Below are 22,715 nucleotides of genomic sequence, written 5' to 3' on the forward strand. Positions count from 1 at the left end.
AAAAATAAAGATTGACTTATATTTGCCGTCCCAAACGAAAAAGATACCGCGGAGTGGAGCAGTTGGTAGCTCGTCGGGCTCATAACCCGAAGGTCGTAGGTTCGAGTCCTACCTCCGCATCTAAAGAAAAGCCTCTGAGAAATCAGGGGCTTTTTTTATGCTTCTTTTCGACCTTGCACAAGGACTCATTCACAACTTCAGAGAATTTCAAGAATAAACACCCCAATTTTCCCTAACATTGTTTCTCAAAGTACTTTTTAAACGTATCTGACCATGGCAAGCGAACAAGAACACTTGGAGGCCCTGCACGATATCCGGGAAATGATGGAGAAATCAACCAAGTTCATTTCCCTGCACGGTCTGTCTGGCGTATTTATTGGAATATTGGCCTTAGTTGGGGCCGGAGTAGCCTACTGGTTTCTCCTGAACGATCCTTCCCGCGATTATTTCAATTCTCCTTACAACGTCAAAGGTCCATTGACCTACCACACCATTGGTTTTATTCTGGCTGATGCTGTAGTGGTTTTAGTCGGGGCTCTACTGATTTCCTTCTTTTACACGGCACGTAAAGCCAAAAAGACAGGGCAGAGTCTATTCGATAAGGCGGCATTGCAAGTTTTTTACAACATGATCATTCCATTGGGCACTGGCGGAATTCTGTGCCTGATTTTGCTGTTTAAGGGAATGATTTTTATGCTGGCTCCTTTAACCCTTATCTTCTATGGAGTGGCGCTGGTAGGTGCCAGTAGCCATACGGTTAAGGAAATTCGATTCCTTGGAATTTGTGAAATCATCATGGGACTATTGGCTATAATCATTGCCGGAGAAGGTCTTTTGTTCTGGGCTTTAGGCTTTGGTGTTTTACACATTATTTATGGCATTGTGATGCATCGCAAGTACGATCGGCAGTAGCATGAAGAGTATCATCAATAACCTGGATAAGACTTTTGAAAGTCGGGTTCGCTTAGGAATCATGTCCATTCTTATGGTCAACGATTGGGTGGATTTTGGGCATCTCAAAGAAATGCTCCAGGTTACGGATGGAAATTTGGCCAGTCATATTTCGGGTTTAGAGAAACTGGAATACATCGAAATTCGCAAGCAGTTTATTGGCAAAAGACCCAATACGTCCTTTCGGGTAACACCAGCTGGGAAAAAGGCCTTTCAAAACCACCTGGCTGCCTTAGAAGCTTTACTTAAGGGAAAAGCAGAATAGCTTTTCCATAAATAGGGCATTTTACCTATTGACCCAGGTTCTTTACCTCGCTAATATTGAACCAACAATGACCGCTAGGTCCCTAAATCATTTTACCATGAAAAAATTAGCATTAGCTTTTAGTGCTTTTGTTCTGTTGAGCATGACCTCTTGTATCAAAGAACACACTTGCAGATGTACCGACTCGAACGGCGATACCGAAGACATTACCATTACCTCAGCCAAAGCCGCCGCCAAAACCAGCTGTGAAGCTTACAACACATCTTCCCAGTCCTGCGCACTGCAGTAACGAGAACTAAATAAACGGTAACAAGGAGAGGTTCCCGCCTTCAGTTTTTCCAAGACCCCGGAAATTCAGGAGGTGGGAATTTTTTTCTCAATCCTTCTTTTAGGCGTAAGTTTGAATCCGCAATGAAATCGCTTACCCTTAAAACGATTTTATCCTGGCTTATTCGGGGGATTCTGGCAGCTGTTTTTGTGGCTTCAGCTGTACTCAAACTCTACCCTATAGAGCCTTTTGAGCTAACTCTGGTAGACACGAGCATGTCTTCCTGGTTTCTGGCTCCGTTCATGGCACGTCTACTTATTGCCCTGGAGTTTTTCCTCGGAGTGGCTCTATTGATTAATAGCCGTTACTATCCTCTTGTTTTAAGGTTACTGGCTGGTTTAACCATTCTATTTACCATCTATCTGCTCATTCTTTGGTTTGTAAGGGGCAATGACACCAACTGTGGGTGTTTTGGAAATCATCTGGTTTTTACTCCACTTGAATCCATTCTAAAAAACGTCGTCATTCTCTTCCTTCTATTTGTGCTTCATAAATGGGAAAAGGTTTACGATCGAGGATTTTTGATTCTTCAAATTGCCACAATGACCGTTGTGCTGCCCCTTCCTTTTGTTCTCAACCGAGTTGATCTTAGCTCCGGGAATCCGGATCACACGGATTATCCTTATGTTTTGGAGCAGTCATTCATGCCTCCCTCGGTGGTGAGAGATATTCCTTTTTCCTTGGATTCCGGAGACTATTTATTGGCCTTCATGAGTACTACTTGCGGACATTGCAAAACGGCTGCTCAAAAGCTTTCCATTGCCCAGCGACAAATGGATTTGCCTCGAATTCACATTTTGTTCTTCGGTCCGGAGAGCCAGATTCCCGAATTTTTTCAGGTTTCAAATGCCGATTTTGAGTACACCTTATTTCAGGATTCCTTCATTCATAAGTTTACCAAAGGAGTTTATCCTACTGTGCTCTTGGTGCGAAATGGACAGGTCATGAAGCGTTGGACTGGCGGGCAAATTACTCATAATGAGCTCGAAAAGTGGAAAGAGTACGCCAGCAGAAAAGACACAAAAAAGGGTAAGCTACTTTTATCGCACCGCTACAACCATCTACCCTTGCTACCTTCCGGTCCTGGGGGAATTCGACGGGAGCTGGTCGTAAAAGACTTACCCGGCGGCAAAAGTACAACGGATGGCTTGAATGGCAATGCAAAATTTTCGTAAAACTTGATCAAAGGGGCTTAAAGCACTGAATATCGACATCCAATTTATCCTACATTTGCCTGAACACGCAAAGCCATACTTATGAAGAATATAGCCCTTGCAAAATCCATGAATTACGGAGTCTTCTTAGGACTTATGCTCATTGGGATTTCCGTGATTGCTTACGTGGCCGGTTTAAAAACAGGAGATTCCATAAATGCTTGGTCTGGCGGTATTGTCATGTTGGTAGGAGTCTTTTATTTTATGCTTCGATTCAGGAATAAGGATAATGGAGGTTTTGCTTCTTTCGGCCAACTTTTTGTCGTTGGTTTTTTGACCCTTCTTATTGCTATCATTATTTCGAGTGTTTACTCCTATGTTTTCTTGACGTATATCAACCCAGAGGCCGTTGATGAAATTAAGCAGGTTACATATGATCGTTACATTTCAAGTGGAATGAGTCAGGAAGAGGCCATAAAGTCTATGAAGATGGCTGAACCTTTTATGACACCTCTGTTTACTTCACTAATGGCTATAGTAATCTATGGCTTCGTTGGAGCCGGTCTTGGAGCGATATACGGACTAATCCTTAAAAAAGCAGATCCGAATCCTTTCCGGGAACTGGATGCGGATGTTTAATCGATAAAACTTGCCTTCATGCAAATTACGCTGGTAATTCCCACCTATAACGAAGAAGAATCGATTCCTGAACTATGCGCCTGGATCGATCGAGTGATGAAGGACAATGGCTATTCCTATGAGGCTCTTTTTGTAGACGATGGGAGTAAAGACAAAAGCTGGGCGGTTGTTCAAGAAATACATGCCAAAAATCCTTCGGTAAAAGGAATTCGCTTTCGCCGGAACTATGGTAAATCAGCGGCTTTGAATAAAGGATTTGAAGCGGCCCAAGGTGACGTGGTCATTACCATGGATGCCGACTTGCAGGATAGCCCGGATGAAATTCCAGAGCTCTATCGATTGATTACTGAAGAGGGCTACGACCTGATTTCAGGATGGAAGCAAAAACGCTACGATCCTATTACCAAAACACTTCCTACTAAACTTTACAACTGGGCGACCCGTAAAATGAGCGGGATTTACCTCCACGATTTTAACTGTGGGCTTAAAGCTTACAAAAATGAGGTGGTTAAGTCCGTTGAAGTGTACGGCGAAATGCACCGGTATATTCCTGTATTGGCGAAAAGAGCTGGGTACGATAAGATCGGCGAAAAAATTGTTCAGCACCAGGCCCGTAAATACGGTGTAACCAAATTCGGACTGGAGCGCTTTGTCAATGGTTTTCTCGATTTGCTTTCTATCAGCTTCGTTACCCGTTTTGGTCGCAAGCCTATGCACCTTTTTGGGTCGATTGGTTCGGTCATGTTTTTGATTGGATTTTTTGCGGCTGCCATTATTGGTGGAATGAAGATTTACTACCTCCAGGTTGGGGTTCGGAGCACCTTGGTTACCGACATACCTTGGTTCTACATTGCCTTAACTTCCATGATATTAGGAACCCAGCTTTTCCTGGCCGGTTTCTTGGCGGAGTTAGTCGCTCGAAACGATCCTAAACGAAACGATTACCAGGTATCTGAACGCTTGGAAGGACCACGCTAACCATGAACGCAGAAATCATAACGATCGGCGATGAACTACTTATTGGTCAAATTGTCGATACCAATTCGGCCTGGATGGCTGATCGCCTGCATGATGTAGGGATAACCGTTTTTCAAATCACCTCCATTCAGGACGACCCCGGTCATATTAAAGATGCGCTGGACCTCGCCCAAACCCGTGCCGATATTATTCTGATGACAGGGGGCTTAGGGCCCACTAAAGACGATCTAACCAAAAAGACTTTGGCATCCTACTTCAACGATACAATGAGGTTTGATGAAGAGGTGTATGAACACGTTGGTCAGCTTTTTGACCGCTTAGGTGTAAAAATGCCTCCGGTAAATCGCCACCAGGCAGAAGTGCCTTCCAAGTGCACCGTTCTTAAGAATGAGAAAGGTACTGCTCCGGGAATGTGGTTTGATGAAAAAGGAAAAATTGTGGTCTCCATGCCTGGCGTACCAAATGAAATGCGCTACTTAATGGATGAGGAGGTAATTCCAAGAATTAAAGAGAAATACCAAACTCCGGAATTGGTTTACCAAACCGTATTGACCCAGGGAATCGGTGAGTCTTCTTTGATGGAGGTGATCGACGATTGGGAAGAAGAAGTACTGGCAGATGGCATTAAACTGGCCTGGCTTCCATCAGTAGGCCAGGTAAGGTTGAGATTAAGTGCTCGTGGCGATGACCGCGAAGAGATCTTAACCCGAATCGACGCCCACATCCAAAAACTGAGCACTTTGATTCCCGATTATTTTATGGGGACCCTCGAAGGAGCTCCAGAAAAGAAATTGAAACAAATTTTGGAATCATCAGGCTTGACCGTTTCAGTAGCTGAAAGCTTAACCGGTGGTTTCGTGGCTCATTTGATTACAACCGTAAGTGGCAGTTCGGCTTATTTTAAAGGTTCGGTGACTTCTTACTCGCCTGAGGTAAAACAATCCGTTTTGGGGGTAAAAGAGGCCGCCATTCGGGAGTATACACCGGTGAGTCAAGAAGTAGTTGAGCAGATGGCTTTGGGTGTGAAAAAATTGCTTCAAAGCGATTTTTCCGTGGCTACATCAGGCGTTGCTGGACCGGGAGAGGATTCGGATGGAAATCCTCCGGGAAAAGTGTGGATGGCAGTTGCCAGTCCTAACGGTGTGGTGTCCAGGGAATTCCGATTTGGGAATGATCGAAGCAAGAACATTATCAAGTCTTCTCAAACCGCACTTCATTTCCTTTGTCAGGAAATTTTAAATAACTGACGATTTTTAAGGATTAAAGCTGTATATTTGCCCGCTCAAAATTTAAGCGCTATGGCTAACGTTTGTCAGATTACCGGGAAGAAAGCTATTGTTGGAAACAACGTTTCACACGCTAACAATAAGTCTAAAAGAAGATTTAAGCCTAATTTGCAGGTGAAGAAATTCTACATTCCAGAAGAGGATCGTTGGATTACTTTGAAAGTTTCGGCATCCGGCATTCGCAATATCAATCGCCTTGGAATTCTTGGCGCCTTGAAAAAAGCGAAAGAAAAAGGATACTACGCAGAGTAATCTAACTCTCGAAAAGATACTGAAGGCTGTTTCCACATTGTAGTGGGTTCAGCCTTTTTTGTTTGGTAGCTACACCAAAGCCTACTATCAGCCAATTTTCTTCTTAATTTTCGGGTAAATTTCAAGACCCTAAAAGTGACTCGATCCTTTTCATTATATCTTCTTGTCATCCTCTTTTTTGCAGGATGTCAATCCAAGCCTAAAAACTTTTCGGACTGGTATAGTGATCAGCGGGAATTTCCTGATGCAGCTAAGGAAAACAATCCGGATCCTGAGCAAAGGATTCTTTATTCTTCCAACTTCCACTTGGACACGATTTATCGTTCGATGATGGGGCCCACGGAAGATCAGTACTTTTCCTTAGGAGAAAAAGGGGAACTGTTCTGGATAACGGGCTACAAGGGCACTGTATTAAATCCGGATTCGTCTGTAGCGGCCTTTGACTTCATGTGCCACAACAACCTCAATTTTGATGTACCCAGAACTTTTCCCTGGAAGTCAAGAACATTTGATCGAGTGAATCGGGTTTTTACTTTGACCCCTGGCATCACGGATATCCAACTTCCCGAAGGATTTGGTATTCCGGTTCCCGGAGATCAGAAACTCAAGGTTACTTTCCAGGCCTTAAACCACAATCGTCCGGAGTTGGATTCGAACTTTATTCATCGAATTGAAATAAGTTATTACCGGGACGAAGATCTTAAAACTCCATTGCAAGCCCTGGCTCAGGAAACCGTTTGGATGGTTAAGCAATACGAGGGACCTCCCGGAAAATGCGGCGAGGAGCCTTTAATTCAGGTGTCCACTCACCTTTCGGAAGAAGATCGCCGAATAACGCAGCCTAATTGTGGCGTGGATATGCTGGCGAATAACCCGCAGCAGAATCTCGATATGTATCACGATCTGTATGGCCGCAAGTTTACCGGGCATTGGAAAATTCCTCCGGGGGTAGAGGAGTTGCAAATGGATGTATCGGACTTTATGGTTATGCTACCGCAGAATCAGCTTCACTATATTGCCGCTCACGTGCACCCTTTTTGTGAATCCCTGGAGCTGATTAATGAAAGCACCGGTCAGATAGTGAGTCGGTTGAATATGCAGTCAGCTGATTCGGGAATTGGATTGATTCAGGTCGAGGACTGGTCCTCCACAGAAGGAATGGCTCTCCCTGAAAAAGACACCTACGTTTTAAGAAGTCGTTATAACAATACGTCAAAAGATACCCTGTCAGCCATGTCGGTGATGTATCTTTACTTTTCGGAGTGAGTCAAACGATGCCCGGTGTATGATGAACACCGAATAGACTTTTTCCAAAAATGTGGATGTTTGCGCTGCAATTCCACTACTTGAGCAAGTGATGATGTATTGGATTTCAAACAATCAAAAAGGACTTTTGGGTGCCCTGGTGTTTTTGGTATGCCTGGGAATTACTGCCACCGCAGGTCCATCAGATAGCCTGCTTAGGTTGATTGAATCTCATCCCCAAGCCAAGAAATCCGATTCTGTACAGATCGCCATTTGGTACGGCGAGCTTGGACAAGCCCATATTCAGGAAGAAAAGTTTGAAGAGGCGATGTTGGATTTTGACAAAGCTCTGGGTTTTGCCAATAGGCACCAAAAGGCCGAATTGTATAAACTTTTCATGGCCTTGAATGCGGAGGCCAACCGGCACGACCATGTACTGGATTTGGGAGCTGAGGCCATGAACCAGTTTTACGATGACCCAGTTATGATGATATCCACGTATCATCGAGTGGCCAAAGCCTATCAAATGCAGCTTCAAAAGGAAAAGGCCTTAGTCTACTTCCGAAGAGCTTTAAAAAAGGCGGAAGAGTCTGGTGATTCGACCAATCGAGTGCTCATTCAGGTGCAGTATGCCCACGTTTTGGTCAACACTGGCCAATATGATTCAGCGATTTATTACCTACGAGATGCATTGGGTTATTATCAAAACCAGGCGGATTGGGGAGGCATGGGTAAAGTATACCATAGATTGGGAGTGATTTACCTGGATTTTGAACAGGTAGACTCAGCCCGTTTCTTTCTGGAGGAAGCTAGACGCATTCATGAGAACAAGGCCGAAGATTTGCCCCTTATTGATCTAAACTTAAACCTTGGGGTGCTCTATTTTGGGCAGGGGCTTACGGAAGAGTCCAGGGGCCGGTTTTTAGATGCATTGATTTACGCCGAACGCTTGGGAGTGATTGATCGTCACCATGAAATTTATCGTTACCTGGCAGCACTAAGCTATCACGATGAAAAATGGGGGGAGGCCGAAAATTACCTGACCCTGGCAGACAATTATACCGACTCGGTGTTTAGTCAAAATCATTCAGAGGCCTTTGCGGCTGCGCAGGCTCAATTTTCAGTGAAGGAAAATTTGCTCAAGGCGCAGCTTCTGCAAAAGGAAAACCTCGAGGCAGTTAGAGAAGTGGATTGGCAGCGTCAGCTTAACCTATGGACTCTGGGAGTGGCCATTCTTCTGGGGCTGTTTCTATCCTACATTATTTGGCAGCAGCGAAAATTAAGGCACCTGAATGAAGAGCTTATTCAGAAGAATGAAGAGTTAGATGACCATTTGCATGAAAAGGATAATATCATGGGCATTTTGGTTCATGATTTACGTTCTCCCATGGCGTCGATCAAGAGTTTGAGCGATTTGCTGGTCACCGAAGAAGATATTGATTTGCCCGACGATGTACGCGAATTACTCACCGAGTTGGGACATGTATCCGAGCGTGGATTGCAGATGGTAAGCACCTTATTCCGGGTTTATGAGCTCGAAAATCATATGGAAAGTATCCAACTGGATCGGGTGAAATTGGGTCCTCTACTTTCCGATTTGGAAGAAGAGTTTAGAAGTTTGGCAGGGAAAAAAGGAATGACCTTACTGGTTGAGAAAAATGGGGAAGAGGTACTGTCTCACCGTGAATTTCTATTTAGCATTTTGAGAAACCTCATTTCCAATGCCCTTAAATTTTCGCCTGACGGAAAGAGCGTAAAAATTCGGGTCGACCAACTCAAGGATAGAGCTCGGCTTTATATTCGGGACGAGGGACCTGGTTTTTCAGCCGAGGACAGGAAACACATGTTTCGAAAATTTAAAAAACTCAGTGCGCAACCAACTCGGGGAGAAACCTCAAGCGGACTGGGCCTATACCTGGTTTACTTGATGGGAATGCGGATCAATGCTCGAATTTGGTTGAATGAAGACTATCATTCAGGAGCGGAGTTTATCATCGAACTACCGCTATACCAAGGCACGAATTAATCTTGATTCTCTTCCGGGTTTCCTTTCACTTTTCTACTTCCTGAATACAGTTCAAAAAGAAAAAGCCTGCCCTCTAACGGACCATTAAACAAGGGAATGCGTTTTTGTGGTTTCAGTCCTGTACGTTTGAGCTGAGGCATGTTACTGCTAAACACGCCGGCACGCCATCCCGGGTAAGCCTTCTTGAACTGATCTCCGATACGGGGGTAAAAAGAATCTTCTCCGTCCAGTTGAATACGCTTGTCATAAGGAGGATTCATGATGAGCATTCCTTCCGATTCTTTGGGAAAGGATCGAAAGAAATCCTCTTTCGAAATCTGCACTCTTCCAGCTCCAATTTGATCCAAATTGCGACGAGAACTTCGCATCGCATCCGGACTTCTGTCGGCTCCTCGTATTTGAAGAGATTCTGAGTGAGGAAGCGTTTTGGCATTCGATTCATCCTTAACCGATTGCCAAGTATCTGAGTTGAAGTTGTTCCAGTTTTGAAAGGCAAATTCACGGCGGTATTTTCCGGCCGGAGTTTTGGTGGCTATACCATAAGCTTCGGTTAAAAAAGTACCTGATCCACACATAGGATCGAACAAGGGAGTATCAGGTGTCCAACCCGAAAGTTTTAAAATGCCGGAGGCTAAAACCTCGCTCAAGGGAGCAATGCCATTACTGACTTTAGACCCTCGTTTATGCAGTGATTCACCGGAACTATCCAAAGAAATAGTTACTTGATCAGAGCTAATCAGCAGGTGAATGCGAATTTGAGGGTAACGGAGTTCTACTTCCGGTCGTTTCCCAAATTTGTCCATGAAGTGGTCCACAATTCCGTCTTTGGCCACTTGGGCGGCATATTGACTGTTGCGAAACAATTCGCTTCGGTTGACCACCGCTTCCACCTTGAAAGAATGTTCAGGAAGGAACCAACGTTCCCATTTTTCATGACGCAGTTTATGAGCCAATTGATCAGCTCGAAAGATGCGAAAGGAACGTAAGTTAATGAGAACTCTGAGCGCAGTTCTTAGCTCATAGTTCAATCGATAAATATCCTCCAGGTCAAGTTTTTCCAGGTAAACGCCACGGCGTACCTTTCTGACTATTCGATCCGAATAGCCCAGCTCCTGAAGTTCCTCCTCCAAAACCTCTTCCAGGCCCTGGTAGGTGGACACAAAGGTGTTGTACATTAAAAGAATTTAACCCCGACGTTCACCATAAACCCGTTGCTGTTAAGGGAGTAGGTGCTAACGTTGCTCCAGTCGGAGAAATTGATAAAATAGCGAGCGTCAACTACTAAGAAAAGCACATCTACACCGGCCCCTACGGTTCCGGCCCAGCTTGTACCACCTTTTAGCTGAATGTCTTCTTGAAGCTCTACTTCACTACCGTTGATGGAGGTAGTAATTTTGTCATTTACATTAACCGTCATCACAGGTCCGGCAAACAAGCGTAGGCTAAAAGGTTTGGTTTTAATGATTTTGTATCCAGCCATGATGGGTACATCCACCGTGTAAATTTTCAAATCGTTTTCCACGGTTTGGTTTCCAGCGTTTAGTCTGAATTGACCTGGTTTAGCCGTAAAAAGGGCATCGCCTTCTACGTAAAATTTCTTCAATTTAACCCGAGCAAAAACTCCTCCTTGCCAACCGGTTTTGGCCTCCGAAGTGATTGAATCTATATCAGTCGTATATTTACTGAAAGTGGTACCTCCCATAATACCGAGATTAATAGGTATTTGGGCATGAGCTACAGAAGCTGAAAAGAGCAATGTCAGCAGGGGATAATAACAGAAAGTGCACGTGATTTCATGATAAAGCGATTTAAGCAAAGATATTTCTTATCCCGAAATTTTCGACGTTCTACAAAACAAAATGACTCGAGAACCAGTAAGCATTATATGGCGCCACAAGTTGCTAACCGAATTCTATTAAATTTGGCCGGTCTCATTTATGATTAATACCGCTCGGATATTAGCCTTCTTTGTGATTTTGATGTCCTTTCTGACTGCTCAGGGACAGATGGACAGGTATATGGTGGAAGGCGATATGAAGGATGGATTTGAAGATATGTCCACGGCCTTCGTAATTGTATACTCTGGAGGACAAAAAATAAAACGGGCCGAGTCCAATTCTTCGGGCAAGTTCAGTTTTGAATTGGATTTTGGACGAGACTACATTCTTGAGTTTCGCAAACAGCATTACGCTACAAAAAGAGTCCAGGTTTTTCTGAAGAACGTAACCCCTGAAATGGTAGATATCGGGTGCAAGCCCAAACCCATGCAGGTTTCCATGATTCAAAAGGTGGAAGGAATTGACTATTCTCCCCTCGATGAGCCAGTAGGAAAGATCTTCTACGATCCGGATATCCAATGTTTTGATTGGGATGCAGACTATTCCTTAAGAGTAATGGAGCAAATTGCTCAGCTGCAGGATGAGTTGGATGAAAAGAAGCGGGAATATGAGCGCAGCACAGCTGCCGCTGATAAGGCTTTATCCAAAGGAGATTTTGCCACTGCTAAAGCAAGTATTGCATCTGCCGAGAGTGTATTTCCTAATGACAGCAAAATTCAGGAGCTCAAGAAAAAACTCGAAGAAGAAGAGAGACATGCCGCAGACGAAGAAGCTCGCTTAAAAGCCGAAGCCGAAGAAAAGGCCAAAAAAGAGCAGTTTGATGCCTTGATGGATGAAGGGGACAAAGCATTGAAAGCAGGTAGCTATGATGAAGCTAAAAGCAAGTACGAAGCAGCTGCTGTAATCCTACCTGCCAATACTGCTGTTAAAACCAAAATCCAAGTAGTAGAAGATACCAAGGCCAAGAAAAAGGCGGAGGCAGATGCTAAGAAGAAGGCCGAAGAAGAAGCTGCTGCTAAAGCTGCGGCCGAGGCTGAAGCGAAGAAAAAAGCCGAAGAGGAAGCGGCCGCCCAAAAAGCCGCTGAGGAAGAAGCGAAAAAGAAAGCTGCCGAAGAGGCTGCCGCTGCTAAGGCTGCCGAAGAGGAAGCAAAGCAGAAAGCAGCTGTAGAAGCCGCCGCAGTTAAGGCGGCCGAAGAAGAGGCTAAACAGAAAGCTGCTGATGAAGCTGCTGCTGCCAAGGCTGCCGAAGAGGCTGCTGAAGAAGAAGCGAAGAAAAAGGCTGCTGAAGAAGCGGCTGCCGCGAAAGCCGCCGAAGCCGAGGCTAAAGCCAAGGCCAAGGAAGATGCCAAAGCTCAAAAAGCAGCCGAGGCGGCCGCTGAGGAGCAGAAAAAAGCAGAACAAGAAGCAGCCGATCAAAAAGCTGCGGAAGCCGCTGCTGCGGAAAAAGCCGCTAATGAAGCCACTGCGGCCGCAGAAAAAGCGGAAAAAGAAGAAGCTGAAAAGAAAGCTGCCGCTGAGGCCGCTGCAGCCAAGGAAGCTGAGAAAAAAGCAGCCCAGGATGCAAAAGCTGATGCTGCCGCCCAAAAAGAAGCTGAAAAGGCCAAAGAAAAAGAGTTAGCTGCGGCCGCTACCGCTGAGAAGGAAGCGGCTAAGAAAAAGGCTGCCGAAGAGGCTGAGGCCAAGAAAAAGGCGGAAGAAGAAGCCGCTGCCAAGGCCAAAGAAACGGAGAAGAAGGAGGCAGAAAAGAAGAAAGAACCAGAGAAGAAGACAAGTCCAAAGGTGACTACACCAAAACCGGGTCCTGCCGTAGCTGCTACTGGAGCCGTTGCAGCGGCTGCAAGTTCTGGCGAAAAGGAAGAAAAGAAAGAAGAGGTAAAGGAAGAAGTTAAGGAAACACCTAAACCTGAGCCTAAGGAAGAAAAGACTACTCCACCTCCAGTTAAGAAAGAAACCCCGGCTCCAAAACCGAAGCCTACTCTCCATACTTCGGCCAAAAAACTAAAGCCCAAGGATAAACATGCTGATCTCCATGCCAAGTTGGATCAGGCCGCGATGAATCAAACAAACAAGACTTCAAGTATCCAGGAACACCACGAGTGGAATATGAAGGATCCGAATGTTCACGGTGAGATCGCGACGGAATATCCAGAAGGGGTTACGGAAGAGGTCTATATGCAAGGCAAAAAGGAAATCACCGAAAGGGTAGTGGTAAAAGAAGGTCATGGTGATATTTTCTGGAAGGTGCGCCACCCATGGGGAGGAGTTTACTACTTCAAAAACAACGTAACCATCTCTGCCGTAGAATTCGAATTAGGTACCACCCTTAAAGACGAAGACGGAAACATCATACCACCCTACCACATTGACCGGGTTTCGGATCATTGAGCGATGTTCAATATTCAGGCTCAATTTTCAATTCCCAAAATTAAAGAACTCCGAAGATTCAAGATTGATGATTCAAATTTAAGACTCATCCTTCGGCGGCACCGGATCATACCCACTCGTACCCCAGGGATTGCAGCGAACGATGCGCTTGAGTCCCAGCCAGGGTCCTTTTAATGGGCCATGCACTTGAATAGCTTCGTAGGTGTAGTTTGAGCAGGTGGGCGTGTGGCGACAGTTGGACCCGAGATATGGCGAAATAGCCCCCTGATAAATACGAATCAGTATTAAAAGAGGGAACGCAAGAATCCGTTGAAGTGTCTTATTCAAAATCTTTGTACAACAAACTGGGCTGTACTTCTGTGTTGTTTTGGTATTTACCGCTTTTATAGGGAGCGTAATCGCCTTCGATACTGTGGTAGTATACCTGGCAAACTTCAACGCCCGGATAAATTTTAATCGGCTCGATACAGTGGATTTCTAATGTCCAGTATCCCGCAAAACCTACATCACCAAATCCTGCGGTTACGTGAACGTATAGCCCTAAACGACCGATACTTGAACGGCCTTCCAGCATAGGAACCAAATTCTCAGTTCGGGTATACTCGATGGTTCTACCGAGGTACAATTTACCTGGCTGAAGAACGAGGCCATCTTCAGGAATGATCAATTCTTTGGTTGCATTTGGACTTTTCATATCCAAAACGTCCGTATCATACACCAAAAGACGATCGTGTAAGCGAAGGTTGTAACTATTGGGGTTAAGCTGTTCTTCCCGGTAAGGCTCAATAAAAATGTTTTGGCCTAATTGGTTCTGTATTTCTTTTCCTGATAGTATCATAAATCAATCTTCAAGGGTATAGGAAGTGCCTTCTTTTCCATCTTTCAAAACGATTCCGGCCTCTTTCAATCGATCCCGGATTTCGTCGGATAGGGCCCAATCTTTGTCTTGACGAGCTTGATTGCGCAATTGAATCAAAACATCCATAGCTGCATCCATGGCACCACTATCATCGCTTGAGCTTTCATCGCTCAATCCCAAAACATCGCGGATGATGGCAAGGAATAAATTCCGAACCTCGTTCCAGGTGGTTTCAGAAATATTACGGATATCGGCTTGTCCGTTGGCGTATGAGTTGATCCATCCGCCAATTTCAAACAAGGTCGCAATCGTTTTTGGGGTATTGAAGTCAGAACCCATGTGCTCGAACAATTGCTCGCTCAACGCTTTGAACTCCTCGTCTTTGGATTCATCTTGTGCAGCTCCACCAGGGTGATTCAGTTTGCCTGCAGCGTTCACCATTCCAGTCAACTTCTTAAATCCTTTTTCAGCTGCCTGGAGCGCTTCATTGGAAAAATCAAGAGTACTGCTGTAATGGGTCTGAAGCATAAAGAAACGCACAGACATTGGAGAATATCCTTTGTCTAAAACTTCATGATCACCGGAAAACAGTTCATGAGGCAGGAAGGAGTTACCCAAAGACTTGCTCATTTTCGTGCCATTAACGGTGAGCATGTTTCCATGAAGCCAATACTTCACGGGTTCCTTGTCATGACTGGCCTTGCATTGTGCAATTTCACATTCGTGGTGTGGGAATTTTAGATCCATTCCTCCTCCGTGAATATCAAATTGATCGCCCAAGTATTTTGAACTCATTACGGAACACTCCAAGTGCCAACCTGGAAAACCATCGCTCCAGGGAGAAGGCCATCTCATGATGTGTTCAGGAGATGCTTTTTTCCAAAGTGCAAAATCAAGAGGGCTGCGCTTGTCGCTCTGTCCATCAAGTTCGCGGGAATTGGATTGTAACTCGTCTATTTTTCTTCCGGATAGTTCTCCGTAAGGTTCATTCTCATTGTACTTCTCCACATCGAAGTATACCGAACCATTCACTTCATAAGCCAATCCCTTGTCCAAAATGGATTGAATCATTTGAATTTGTTCTACGATGTGACCCGTAGCCGTCGGTTCAATGCTGGGTGGAAGAATATTGAAATCACGCATGACGTCGTGAAATCCATTCGTGTACTTCTGCACGATTTCCATTGGCTCCAGGTTTTCCAACTTGGCTCGCTTGGCGATTTTGTCTTCTCCCTCATCAATGTCGTCAACCAGGTGACCCACATCGGTGATGTTGCGAACGTAGCGGACCTTATAGCCTAAGAAGGTTAGGTACCGATACACCACGTCAAAACTCATAAAGGTTCGGACATTTCCCAAGTGGACGTCGCTGTAAACCGTTGGTCCACAGACATACATGCCTACTCGGCCTGGATGAATGGTTTCAAATTTTTCCAGTTTTTTCCCCAGGGAATTTTGGACCTTAAGGGGAAACTTTTCGTACAGTTTCATGTTGGTAAATCTATTACTCTTCCAGCTTCATCTGGATGTAATCGAGGAATTCTTTTTTGACCGCTGGATCTTTGAATTTTCCGCCGTATTCCGCGGTGACGGTGCTGCTGTTAATGTCGCGGATACCTCTGGAGTTCACACAAAGGTGTTTGGCATCAATAACGCAAGCAATATCATCCGTTTTAAGTTCTCGCTGCAGGTGTTTTACCACTTGAATGGTAAGACGCTCCTGAACCTGAGGTCTTTTGGCGTAGTAATCCACAATTCGGTTGAGTTTAGACAAACCGATAACACGACCAGAAGAAATGTAGGCAACATGGGCTTTACCCACGATAGGTAGGAAGTGATGCTCACAAGTAGAGTAGAGTACAATATTCTTCTCTACCAGCATCTCGCTGTATTTGTACTTGTTTTCGAAGGTAGAAGCTTTAGGCTCCTCTTCAGGAAGAAGACCTCCGAAAATCTCATTGACAAACATTTTGGCAACCCGGCGCGGAGTTCCACGAAGGCTGTCATCGGTCATATCCAAACCAAGGGTGTACATGATTTTGGCGAAATCCGCTTCAATGGAGCGAATTTTATCCTCTTTGCTCATTTCGAAAGCATCATCCCGTAAAGGAGTATCCGGATTTTGAGAGAGGTGATTATCACCAATAATGTCAATGTCCAACTGCTCTAAATCGTTCGCCTGACCGTTTTTTTCCTCTTTCATAATTATTCCCTCTGGTGTTAAACTGTGATGACCCGTTAGACAACTTGCGGATCAAATGGTTTATCACCGAAATTAGATCGGTGCAAATATACTTCTAAGAACGGAAATGGTGTTCCTACACCTTTTGGAAAGGTGATTCAGATGACAATAATTAACAACACTTAATTTGGCATTTCAATTGCAAAGGGGAGAAGGAGTACCCTTAAAATCAAGGATGAGTTTAGCTCAAAAACCAATACAATCACTTTTGGTCGTAGTTCTTTTGACCTTTGCCTTTGGCTACAATTCCTGGGCCCAGGATACCGTTCGAGTGCATCTTGGGGTTCAATTTGGTGGTGCGCCCAATCTTTACAAACACTACGGAGATCGCTTACTTTCTGATCATGGTGCCAAACGAATTAGTTCGGATGAAAGTTTAAAAGCCGCCACCTCCGGTTTCTATGCAACCATTCCCTTGGCCCAATTCTTTTCCTGGGATAAGTTCGGACTGAATTGGACTGCTGGACATGGATTTATCTACGGCAAGGAGTTGGAGTTTGAAACTCGGGAAGGTGAGCTTCGGCAGGAAAGAATAAGGGGAGTGCAAACCTATTTTGAGATCGAACCAACTTATGAGATCATATCGAGACCAAGGTTTAAAGTTATTCCTAAAGCTCAATTGGGGTATTACTTAACTCAAATTCAATCTGATTTTGAGAATGGGTTCTTCAATGAATTTGGATATGGATTTGGTGGAGTTGTTTATTTCAATTTGCCCTTCCGTACTGATTTACCAATGGACGTGGGGCTGGGCTTTAATTATTCCTGGATTGGAAAGGACCGGGTGGAAAGCTATTCCCTGAAACTAAAATTGCCGATTTACATTACCGCTTATTAGGAAATTGCCATCCTGTGGCATCGAGATTTTCGTAATTTTAACGCTTAAGTGCCAAACCTTTAGGTCATTGAACGTATGATCTTAATAAAGAAAATCACGATGAAAACTTATTTACCTGCCTTCTTGTTTTTTGCCCTAATCCTTCAGGGTTGTGACAAGGTGAAATTTCCCTTGGAAGATACCGCTGGAGTAGGAACCTCCTTTTCGGGTGATACGCTTTACAGCGATTCAACCTATACCCAACAGCGATTGTTGATTGAAGAATTTACAGGTCATCGTTGTTCCTGGTGTCCGGCGGGTGCCGAGAAACTAAAGGATTTGGATCAGAAGTTTCCGGGTGGTTTAGTTCTGGTTGGTATTCATGGAAGCAATTATGCTATACCCAATGTCAAGGAAGGTTACCCGGCCGATTATCGCACGGATGCAGGTAACTATATCATAGATTACAGAGGGGTTCTTGATTTTCCTTCGGCCATGTTTAACCGGGAAGGAACAGGAAGTCAATTACGAGGCTTTTGGGATCAAACGGTCCATGATTTTATGGGCTCGGACGAACGGGAGAATCCAAAGATTCAATTGATTTTAAGAAACATTAGAAATAACCCCGATGATAAAAACAACCTTCAAGTAACCGCCATTGCGAATGAGGAATTGACCGGAGCTTATGATTTGGTGGTTTATTTAACCGAGGATGGAATTGTATCCCCGCAATTGGATGCTCGGTTGGAGATTCAGGGATTGGATCCTAATGTCTACGAGTACACCCATAATCACGTGCTTAGAACCTCTGTTGGTCCTGCACCAGGCAATGTCTTTATTGAAGATGGCTTGGCCTCAGGAGAACGGTTTGCGGTGAGCTACGATGTACTGGCCAAGGATCGTCAAACAGAATGGGTGACCGAAAATCTAACGTTCGTTGCCTTTGTGATCGAAAGAAGTTCAGGGTTGGTGGTTCAGGCGGAAACCGTTCCGTTCACCAAAAATTAACTTTTTAAGACTCGTTTCAAAAGGGCCAATTGGCCACAATGCCACATTTCATGTTTAAAATTCCAGGTTAGTGCTTCGTATTTGGTTTGGGCAAAGGGATGTGGGAATTTTGAAGGCATCAGGGGCTGATCCAGTTCTTCGTCCTTGAGGGAGAATAAGGTTTCCCGAGCCAGTTCGTCTACAAAGTCCAGGCTTTTTCTCAATTCTTCTGGAGTAGGACCCTCGGATGCTGGTTTGCTTCCCATGGCATATAGCTGAGCATATTCTTTCAAAGGAACTTGCTCAAAAACTCGTTTGTTCAATCCTTGAACCACAATGATTCCATTGAAATTCTGACTTACGGCTAAGTGGCCAACCTGCCAGGCTACGTTCGATTCAATCACATCCGGTGTAAGGTACCACTGATCATCTGGAATTCGCTTAATCAGGCTTTTGGTCCATTTTCGGGCGGAGGTTATTTGCTCGTCAATAAATTCGATACGAGTCATATTTCTTAGGGTTTAATGGGTTTATTCATCAGGATCCTATCCTGGGATTTAAATCCTTGATCAAGATACAATTTGTGAGCTCGGGAATTGTGTTTTTCTACTTCGAGGTGCAGCGCTTGGATCCCCAATTCTCTGGCCTTCTTTTCGGCCCGCTCAAGCACGATCTTTCCAATTCCCTGGCCTCGGTATTCGGGTTTGAGGTACAATTCATCAATAAAGGCATCTCGACCACCGTGTTCGAAGCTAAATCCCAAAGTGAGGATGATATACCCGGCGATTTCTTTTTGATGATTGATCAAATAGATTTTTCCCCAATCCGGATGAGCCATAAGGGATTCTATCATTTTTTCAGCTCGGGCTTTATCGAAAGGGTAGGAGTCCAGGGCATAAAAGGCCTCCATGAACGAAAGGAGGGTTGGTATTTGAGCCGAATCGAGAGGAGTGAGAAGGATCATCCCACTAAATTAATCCCTTACCTAGCTGCCGGTGGTCGTCTGATTGTCATTTTGCCGTTTGGCCCTTTGCTCGGCTTTGCGCAATAAGGATTCGTAATACTTCACCCGATCGGGTTTTTCCCATTGCTCGTAAATGGCAATGACCTCCCGAATTTCTTCGCTGGTTAAATCTTCTGCTCCGGATTGCAAAAGATTTGATAGTCGGGTGTTGTTGTTTTTATAGGCCCGAACATCCTTACGGCAGGAAGGGCAGTTTTTAGGTTGAATGAAGTTCCAAATTTGGTACTGTTCATACCATCTTTTCTTTTCCTGTGCCGTAAATACAAAGTCGGAATTACAGGTCTCACATACCCGTGGTGAGTCGTAATAAATGAGGTGCTGGGTAAAAGCTCCCAACTGGTTGAATGGATTGGCTATTTCTGTATTCTTTCGTGAAATACAATGATCACAGGCCCATTCAAACTCATTGGATATGAAAAATGGGTACGAATCAATTCCTAAAGCCCGGTAGTGCTTGTATTGTTTTCGATCCACCTCCTCCTGCATCTTGAGGGCGGTTTTCATATCCATTTTTTCACTGGCCGTCCCACAACTGGGACAAATGGCCGATGGTTTCTTTTTCCTCTTGGGCATCTAAAATTAGCCGTTGGTCAATCCAGCGCTAATCAGGAAGGTGGCAGCAAAGGCAACAATCGCGTATAGCTCTGGGAATACAGCCAATACCATGGTTTTTCCAAAAACGTCGTAACCCGATCCGATTCCTTCGATTCCTTGAGCAGAAACTTCACCTTGCTTGATTCCAGACATCAATCCAACCAATCCTAAGGCCAGGCCGGCGGCAAAAATGGAACTTCCTTGAAAAGCGTTAAGCGAACCTGTTTCTTTGATAATGGCTAAAATGGCATTGTTTACAATAAAGAATCCTGCAAAACCATATAGTCCCTGGGTTCCGGGTAATGCACTCAGAAGCATGTAGCTACCAAAAGCATCTTCGTTCTTTTTCAATGCTCCAAGTGTAGCTCTACCTCCAATGGATACGCCAATAGCGCTTCCAATTCCAGAAAGTCCGATCATTAATCCAATTCCGGTATAGGCTAAGATCATTGCTGTATTCATGATTTATCGTTTTTGTAGTGTTTTTTAAAAGGTTTGTATGCCATTCCACCTCCCGTGAAACCGGCATTTTTGTAAAATTCAACAAAGGTGAGTCGCATGGGGTGGACGAATGCTCCGAGCCCAGCGATAAAGAAGTTTAGTCCATGTCCGATGATGAGGAAGATGACGAAGAAAACTGGACCCAAATAAGGATTGGATTCCAAAATGGATAAGCCAATGCTGTTGATCACCAATCCGAGAATGGCGCTACTGAGCCCCAAGGCAAATAGCCGGATGTAGGATAGTAGGTCTCCGAAAACTCCGGTAATCCCATAAAGCTCCCAAAGTCCCTTACCGATTCGTACCAGGATGTTGGCCTTTGGATCGTTAAAGAAGAGAATCAAGCCAGCACCTAATAGGGATGAACCTGCTCCAATTTTTTTGATCATGGTTTCTGGTGCGCTGCCTCCTACAAGACCAAGGCCAATAATCAACAGAATCCAACCTCCCGTTGAAACCGTGTAGATCCAACCGTATTGCAATTTCTGATTAACCATTTTGATCACTAAGCCGAATATGATTTGAACTCCCCCAAAGGCCAGGGCGAGATTGAAGAGCTGATCTTCTACTAACATAAAGCTGTTGTAACCCTCCAACCAAGACGGAGGATTTTGGATCAAGTTCACACCAAACACAGTACCCGTTAAAATTCCAAATGCCACGGTGGATAATCCAAGGAGTTGAGCGAGGCGAACAATTCCTTTGTTTTCAGGGCCCAATTTTTTGCCAAATAGCAGCAAGGCCAACAATAGGACAAGGCCATATCCAGCATCTCCCAGGCAGAAACCAAAGAACATCAAGAAGAAGGGAGCAAAAAATGGTGTTAGATCCAACTCGGTGTATTCCGGTAAGCTAAATAGACTTCCGATAGGTTCAAATAGACTGGATACCTTCTTATTTCGGAGGAGAATGGGCGTTTTTTCCTCCGGAACAGGTTGCTCTGTTTCGAAATAGATGCCAGCCTCATTTAAGGCAGCCGATGTTTCCTCTTCCTCAGCTTTGGGTATCCAGGCTTCCACCATGTTCATCGATCCGTTGTGCCAGGAGTGCTTTTGCTGTCCCGTGGCTTTCAGTTCGTATCGATCATTGAGCACGGCATAGGTGTAGCGCAGGTCGCCCAGTTTACGGTAGGCAAATTCTTCTAACCTGTCTTCAATCACCGCAATTCGTTTGTCCTGATCGCTCAGCGCTTTTTCCAATTCTACCGGACCGCGCACAGGTAAAGGGATGGCAGGTACAGGTAGTTGTGGGCCTTCCTCTTCTTCGTGGATTAGGGCGAAGCAGATTTTATCGTTGCCTTCGTCCAAAACCTCAATGGCATATTCTTCTTTCCAGGAGGATTTGAAACGAGATTTTTTACATTGATAAAGCTGCAGGTATAGGTTCCATTGTTGCAGCTGCTCAATTTGCTGGGAGGAAAAGTGTCCCCATCGGGTCTCCAATTCCTGCTTTTCATTTTCAAGGCTTTTCTTTTCCTTTTTGAGCTGGTCCAGTTGAACCAAGGTATCCTTCAGATCCAACACTTTTAGATGAGGAATCAATTCACCTGAGTGGGGGCTGGAGTCAAGGATTCGCCCAGGTGCTCGAAGAAGTTTTTGAGCGTTTGAATTTCCTTGTACTGATTCCGTACTTCGTCATCCACGTCCTGAAGCTTACGGATGTGGAACAAACCCAGGCCGCGAAGAAAGTCCATGGTCTCTTCGTGATCGCTGTGGTGAACCACCAGGTAATATTTGAGCATGGGTTCTATCATGCTGCCTCCGCTTGTCGTGCTTTAACCATTTTCTGTGCCGCCTTAGAGAGGTTTTCTTCATCCTCCAAAAAGCGCTTAATTTTCTTGATGCCGTCTTCTATCTCAGGGATCTGAACCTTTTCATAAAGGTTTACTTTCTGAGTGGTTCGTTTTCGTTCCCGCTCCAGAATCTGGAGCTCTTGTTCAAAGACCAGCGTCTTCACCTGAGCTTCGATCAATTGTTGAAGGAGCAACAAAGCATCAGCATACCAATCTGGGCGACCGATCCAACTGACTTCCCGGTATTCAAAGGTTACATCGCGATAAACCGGAACCCGGACCCCCGCAATTTTTCGTTGGCCTATATCTAGGGAAGAAACTTGAAGCAAGTCAAACTCAAAAACGCTCCAGAGTTCATTCCAATCTTCCGCTTGTCGGCGTAGTTCATCGAAATTGTCCCGGGCTTTGAGGTATTTAGCCTTCACCAATTTTACCTCCTGACGAAGGGCACTCTCTTTGTTTTTGATAATAGGTAGCGCCATCATCCGCATTTTTAGCGACTTGTTGAGCACCTGCAAAGAGGTTTTATTGAATTGGTACTTAATGGCCATG

Annotated in this window: 25 protein-coding genes, 1 tRNA gene, 1 other RNA gene and 1 pseudogene; 14 read left to right on the plus strand and 14 right to left on the minus strand. The window is 44.7% G+C overall.

Translation table 11 applies throughout. The annotated features are described in order from the left end of the window. The first annotated feature begins 47 nt into the window (after positions 1 to 47). The 5 genes and pseudogenes from KFE98_11850 to KFE98_11870 all read left to right on the plus strand — a co-directional run bounded on the left by KFE98_11850 (position 48) and on the right by KFE98_11870 (position 1,972). Positions 48 to 120, plus strand: a tRNA-Met gene (locus KFE98_11850). Between the two features lie 153 nt (positions 121 to 273). Beyond that, positions 274 to 912: a hypothetical protein gene (locus tag KFE98_11855; GenBank protein ID UTW60742.1), complete on the plus strand. Its 639-nt coding sequence runs from the start codon at positions 274 to 276 to the stop codon at positions 910 to 912. Position 913: 1 nt separating this feature from the next. Beyond that, positions 914 to 1,216, plus strand: coding sequence for a transcriptional regulator (locus tag KFE98_11860; protein ID UTW60743.1), 303 nt, complete (start codon positions 914 to 916; stop codon positions 1,214 to 1,216). 97 nt (positions 1,217 to 1,313) lie between these two features. Then, positions 1,314 to 1,505 (plus strand): hypothetical protein, encoded by a 192-nt coding sequence (locus KFE98_11865; protein ID UTW60744.1) that lies wholly within the window; start codon positions 1,314 to 1,316, stop codon positions 1,503 to 1,505. Between the two features lie 122 nt (positions 1,506 to 1,627). After that, positions 1,628 to 1,972, plus strand: a pseudogene (locus tag KFE98_11870) (hypothetical protein). Between the two features lie 596 nt (positions 1,973 to 2,568). On the opposite strand, the gene ffs reads toward KFE98_11870, so the two are convergent. Further along, positions 2,569 to 2,668: signal recognition particle sRNA small type (gene ffs, locus KFE98_11875), an RNA gene on the minus strand. Between the two features lie 132 nt (positions 2,669 to 2,800). Between ffs and KFE98_11880 the strand changes: the two genes are divergently transcribed. The 6 genes from KFE98_11880 (at position 2,801) to KFE98_11905 (ending at position 9,124) form a co-directional block, all read left to right on the plus strand. Further along, complete coding sequence (locus KFE98_11880; protein UTW60745.1) at positions 2,801 to 3,337, plus strand: DUF4199 domain-containing protein; 537 nt, start codon at positions 2,801 to 2,803, stop codon at positions 3,335 to 3,337. An 18-nt stretch (positions 3,338 to 3,355) separates the two neighbouring features. Then, positions 3,356 to 4,315, plus strand: a complete 960-nt coding sequence (locus KFE98_11885; protein ID UTW60746.1) for a glycosyltransferase — start codon at positions 3,356 to 3,358, stop codon at positions 4,313 to 4,315. Positions 4,316 to 4,317: 2 nt separating this feature from the next. Then, positions 4,318 to 5,562 carry a competence/damage-inducible protein A gene (locus tag KFE98_11890; protein UTW60747.1) on the plus strand — a complete coding sequence of 415 codons (1,245 nt, stop codon included), beginning with the start codon at positions 4,318 to 4,320 and terminating at the stop codon, positions 5,560 to 5,562. Positions 5,563 to 5,613: 51 nt separating this feature from the next. After that, positions 5,614 to 5,853 carry a 50S ribosomal protein L28 gene (gene rpmB, locus KFE98_11895; protein ID UTW60748.1) on the plus strand — a complete coding sequence of 80 codons (240 nt, stop codon included), beginning with the start codon at positions 5,614 to 5,616 and terminating at the stop codon, positions 5,851 to 5,853. A 135-nt stretch (positions 5,854 to 5,988) separates the two neighbouring features. After that, complete coding sequence (locus KFE98_11900) at positions 5,989 to 7,119, plus strand: hypothetical protein (GenBank protein ID UTW60749.1); 1,131 nt, start codon at positions 5,989 to 5,991, stop codon at positions 7,117 to 7,119. A gap of 91 nt (positions 7,120 to 7,210) precedes the next feature. Beyond that, positions 7,211 to 9,124 (plus strand): tetratricopeptide repeat protein, encoded by a 1,914-nt coding sequence (locus KFE98_11905; protein UTW60750.1) that lies wholly within the window; start codon positions 7,211 to 7,213, stop codon positions 9,122 to 9,124. On the opposite strand, the gene KFE98_11910 is transcribed toward KFE98_11905, so the two are convergent. Both KFE98_11910 and KFE98_11915 read right to left on the minus strand, forming a co-directional pair. Beyond that, a complete protein-coding gene (locus tag KFE98_11910; protein UTW60751.1) occupies positions 9,121 to 10,299 on the minus strand; it encodes a class I SAM-dependent RNA methyltransferase in 1,179 nt (392 codons plus the stop codon). The genes KFE98_11905 and KFE98_11910 overlap by 4 nt on opposite strands. Beyond that, positions 10,299 to 10,880 carry a PorT family protein gene (locus tag KFE98_11915; protein ID UTW60752.1) on the minus strand — a complete coding sequence of 194 codons (582 nt, stop codon included), beginning with the start codon at positions 10,878 to 10,880 and terminating at the stop codon, positions 10,299 to 10,301. The genes KFE98_11910 and KFE98_11915 overlap by 1 nt, the downstream gene beginning before the upstream one ends. A gap of 181 nt (positions 10,881 to 11,061) precedes the next feature. Here KFE98_11915 and KFE98_11920 point away from each other — a divergent pair, with 181 nt between their 5' ends. After that, positions 11,062 to 13,347, plus strand: coding sequence for a hypothetical protein (locus tag KFE98_11920; protein ID UTW60753.1), 2,286 nt, complete (start codon positions 11,062 to 11,064; stop codon positions 13,345 to 13,347). A gap of 78 nt (positions 13,348 to 13,425) precedes the next feature. Here KFE98_11920 and yidD read toward each other — a convergent pair whose 3' ends face one another. The 4 genes from yidD to folE are packed head-to-tail and all read right to left on the minus strand — an operon-like array spanning position 13,426 to position 16,409. Next, on the minus strand, positions 13,426 to 13,674 hold the full coding sequence (gene yidD, locus KFE98_11925) for a membrane protein insertion efficiency factor YidD (GenBank protein UTW60754.1): 249 nt from the start codon (positions 13,672 to 13,674) through the stop codon (positions 13,426 to 13,428). Then, positions 13,667 to 14,185, minus strand: coding sequence for a dCTP deaminase (locus KFE98_11930; protein ID UTW60755.1), 519 nt, complete (start codon positions 14,183 to 14,185; stop codon positions 13,667 to 13,669). Before KFE98_11930 ends, yidD begins: the two co-directional genes overlap by 8 nt. Before the next feature lie 3 nt (positions 14,186 to 14,188). Beyond that, positions 14,189 to 15,697: a cysteine--tRNA ligase gene (cysS, locus tag KFE98_11935; protein UTW60756.1), complete on the minus strand. Its 1,509-nt coding sequence runs from the start codon at positions 15,695 to 15,697 to the stop codon at positions 14,189 to 14,191. A gap of 13 nt (positions 15,698 to 15,710) precedes the next feature. Then, a complete protein-coding gene (gene folE / locus KFE98_11940; GenBank protein ID UTW60757.1) occupies positions 15,711 to 16,409 on the minus strand; it encodes a GTP cyclohydrolase I FolE in 699 nt (232 codons plus the stop codon). Positions 16,410 to 16,656: 247 nt separating this feature from the next. Between folE and KFE98_11945 the strand changes: the two genes are divergently transcribed. Both KFE98_11945 and KFE98_11950 read left to right on the plus strand, forming a co-directional pair. Continuing rightward, entirely contained in the window at positions 16,657 to 17,286 is a 630-nt protein-coding gene (locus tag KFE98_11945) for a hypothetical protein (GenBank protein ID UTW60758.1), read from the plus strand. A gap of 99 nt (positions 17,287 to 17,385) precedes the next feature. Next, entirely contained in the window at positions 17,386 to 18,273 is an 888-nt protein-coding gene (locus tag KFE98_11950; protein UTW60759.1) for an Omp28-related outer membrane protein, read from the plus strand. Here the strand turns inward: KFE98_11950 and KFE98_11955 are convergent. From KFE98_11955 to KFE98_11985, 7 genes are read right to left on the minus strand one after another with little or no spacing between them, the layout of a single operon-like run. Beyond that, complete coding sequence (locus KFE98_11955; protein ID UTW60760.1) at positions 18,270 to 18,761, minus strand: DinB family protein; 492 nt, start codon at positions 18,759 to 18,761, stop codon at positions 18,270 to 18,272. The two genes, KFE98_11950 and KFE98_11955, sit on opposite strands and share 4 nt — an antisense overlap. 5 nt (positions 18,762 to 18,766) lie before the next feature. Beyond that, complete coding sequence (locus KFE98_11960) at positions 18,767 to 19,216, minus strand: GNAT family N-acetyltransferase (GenBank protein UTW60761.1); 450 nt, start codon at positions 19,214 to 19,216, stop codon at positions 18,767 to 18,769. Between the two features lie 21 nt (positions 19,217 to 19,237). Beyond that, the gene (locus KFE98_11965; protein ID UTW60762.1) at positions 19,238 to 19,849 is read right to left on the minus strand and encodes a zinc-ribbon domain containing protein; all 612 of its coding nucleotides are present in this window, start codon (positions 19,847 to 19,849) and stop codon (positions 19,238 to 19,240) included. 6 nt (positions 19,850 to 19,855) lie between these two features. Then, on the minus strand, positions 19,856 to 20,332 hold the full coding sequence (locus KFE98_11970; GenBank protein ID UTW60763.1) for a V-type ATP synthase subunit K: 477 nt from the start codon (positions 20,330 to 20,332) through the stop codon (positions 19,856 to 19,858). Beyond that, complete coding sequence (locus KFE98_11975; protein ID UTW60764.1) at positions 20,329 to 21,912, minus strand: V-type ATP synthase subunit I; 1,584 nt, start codon at positions 21,910 to 21,912, stop codon at positions 20,329 to 20,331. Before KFE98_11975 ends, KFE98_11970 begins: the two co-directional genes overlap by 4 nt. After that, positions 21,909 to 22,124 carry a hypothetical protein gene (locus KFE98_11980; GenBank protein ID UTW60765.1) on the minus strand — a complete coding sequence of 72 codons (216 nt, stop codon included), beginning with the start codon at positions 22,122 to 22,124 and terminating at the stop codon, positions 21,909 to 21,911. The genes KFE98_11975 and KFE98_11980 overlap by 4 nt, the downstream gene beginning before the upstream one ends. After that, entirely contained in the window at positions 22,121 to 22,714 is a 594-nt protein-coding gene (locus tag KFE98_11985; GenBank protein ID UTW60766.1) for a V-type ATP synthase subunit D, read from the minus strand. The genes KFE98_11980 and KFE98_11985 overlap by 4 nt, the downstream gene beginning before the upstream one ends. Between the last annotated feature and the right edge of the window lies 1 nt (position 22,715).

This window comes from bacterium SCSIO 12741, from assembly GCA_024398055.1.
Lineage (GTDB): Bacteria > Bacteroidota > Bacteroidia > Flavobacteriales_G > Salibacteraceae > SCSIO-12741.